Origin of the sequence: Pseudoxanthomonas sp. J31, from assembly GCF_000510725.1 — a bacterium.
In the GTDB taxonomy this organism is placed as follows: domain Bacteria; phylum Pseudomonadota; class Gammaproteobacteria; order Xanthomonadales; family Xanthomonadaceae; genus Pseudoxanthomonas.
Genome location: NZ_AZNZ01000025.1, coordinates 1 through 2,252, shown reverse-complemented (window position 1 = coordinate 2,252; position 2,252 = coordinate 1). Strand labels below are relative to the sequence as shown.

The window sequence follows — 2,252 nt, the reverse complement described above, 5'->3', positions numbered from 1 at the left end:
CCCAGCAGAACGCGGCCCTGGTCGAGGAGGCCTCCGCCGCGGCCCGCTCGATGGAGGAACAGGCCGCCGGCCTGGCCCAGGCCATCGCGGTGTTCCGCCTGCAGGGCGGGCTGGACGTGCCGTCCCCGGCCGCCGCGCCGGCCGCCGTGGCCGTGCCGTTCCCGGTGCACAAGGCCCAGGCCGCGCGCCCGGCCGGCCGCAGCCCGCAGGCCGCCACGGTGATCAACGAGGCCGACTGGGCCGAGTTCTGAGCCCGGGCCGCGTCCGCCACAGGCAGGGGCCCCGGCACGTCCGGGGCCCCTGTTTTTTGCCCCTTCCACGAAAGAATCCCCGGTTCCGGCCGATATAGCCGGCAACCCGTAGAAGTCCGCGCGAATGAACGTCCCGTCCCTGCTCCGCCGGTTCCTCGCCAACCACTCGATGAAGCGCAAGTTCCTGATGCAGGCGGCGTTCGTCGCGCTGGGCATCATCGCGCTGTCGGTGGTGGCCGCGCGCCTGCAGTACCTGGACCTGACCGACGCCCACCGCCACGCGGCCCGCACCCAGGCGGAGATGGCACTGGGCGTGGTCGGCCAGTACGCCGCGCAAGCCGAGGCCGGACAGATGGACGAAGCCGCCGCCAGGACCGCGGCGCTCGACGCACTGCGGGTGATGCGCGCCTCCGGCGGCGTGGACTACGTCTTCGTGCTCGACCGCCAGTCGCGGATGCTGATGCACCCGCAGCGCCCGGACCTGGAAGGCAAGCCGGTGGCCGAGGTGGCCAGCGCCGAGGGCAAGGCGGTGTTCCCCGCCCTGGTGCGCGCGGCCGAGGCCGGCGGCGGCTTCGTCGACTACGCCTGGGCCAAGCCGGGCACCGACCGCGACGTCAACAAGAGCTCCTACGCCGCGCTGTACGAACCCTGGGGCTGGGTGGTCGCCACCGGCACCTACCTGGACGTGCCGCAGGTGCAGGCGCTGAAGTTCACCGCGGTGATGACCGTGGCTGGCGGCCTGCTGGTGCTGATCACCCTGTTCGCCGGCTGGGCCATCGGCGGCTCGGTGCTGGACGCGGCCAACCGCGCCCTGGCCGCGGTGCGCGGCGTGTCCAGCGGCAACCTGCACGTGCGCATGGGCGAGCACGGCAAGGACGAGATGGGCCAGATGCTGGACTCCATCGAGGAAATGCAGCAGCGCCTGCGCGCGGTGATCGAGGCCCAGCGCGAGATGGTGCGCCGGCACGAGGCCGGCGAGACCAGCTACCGCATCGACGACAGCGGCTTCCCCGGTGACTACGGGCTGATGGTGCGCGACGCCAACGCGCTGGTGCACCAGCACATCGCCGTGACCCTGCGCGCGGTGGAGGTGATGCGCCAGTACGCGGTCGGCGACCTGTCCCAGGACATGGACCGCCTGCCCGGCGAGCGCGCCGCGATCACCGAGGCCATGGATACCTGCAAGCGCAACCTGGCCGCGATCAACGCCCAGATCCAGGGCCTGGTCGCGGCCTCGGCGGCCGGCGACTTCTCCCAGCGTGGCGACGCCGGCGCCTTCCAGCACGAGTTCCACGCCATGGTGGCCGGGCTCAACCTGCTGATGGAGACCACCGAGCGCAACCTGGACCAGCTCTCCGCCCTGCTGCGCACCGTGGCCCAGGGCGACCTGACCGTGCGCATGGAAGGCGAGTTCCGCGGCGTGTTCGCGCAGATGCGCGACGACGCCAACGCCACGGTCGAACAGCTGGCCACGATCGTGAGCCGGATCCGCGACGCCTCCGCCGCGATCAGCACCGGCGCCACCGAGATCGCCGCCGGCAACGACGACCTGTCGCGCCGCACCGAGCAGCAGGCCGCCAACCTGGAGGAGACCGCCGCGTCGATGGAGGAGATCACCTCCACGGTCAAGCAGAACGCCGAGCACGCGCGCCAGGCCAACCAGCTGGCCATCGGCGCTGCCGGCGTTGCCTCCGTGGGCGGCCAGGTGGTCGGCCAGGTGGTCAGCACCATGGGCGAGATCCAGGCCTCCTCGCGCCGGATCGCCGACATCATCTCGGTGATCGACGGCATCGCCTTCCAGACCAACATCCTTGCGCTCAACGCCGCGGTCGAGGCGGCGCGTGCCGGCGAACAGGGCCGCGGCTTCGCCGTGGTCGCCTCCGAGGTGCGGGCGCTGGCCCAGCGTTCGGCCACCGCGGCCAAGGAGATCAAGCAGCTGATCGAGGACTCCACCGGCAAGGTCGCCGATGGCGCCCAGCTGGCCGAGCAGGCCGGCAAGAC

1 protein-coding gene and 1 pseudogene are annotated in these 2,252 nt (G+C 72.2%); both read left to right on the top strand.

Annotated features, from left to right (window positions below; translation table 11 throughout):
• Positions 1–251 (top strand): annotated as a pseudogene (locus PSEJ31_RS17140) (methyl-accepting chemotaxis protein); the annotation flags it as partial.
• A gap of 124 nt (positions 252–375) precedes the next feature.
• A partial coding sequence (locus PSEJ31_RS0113965; protein ID WP_037035282.1) for a methyl-accepting chemotaxis protein occupies positions 376–2,252 on the top strand: 1,877 nt, incomplete at its 3' end.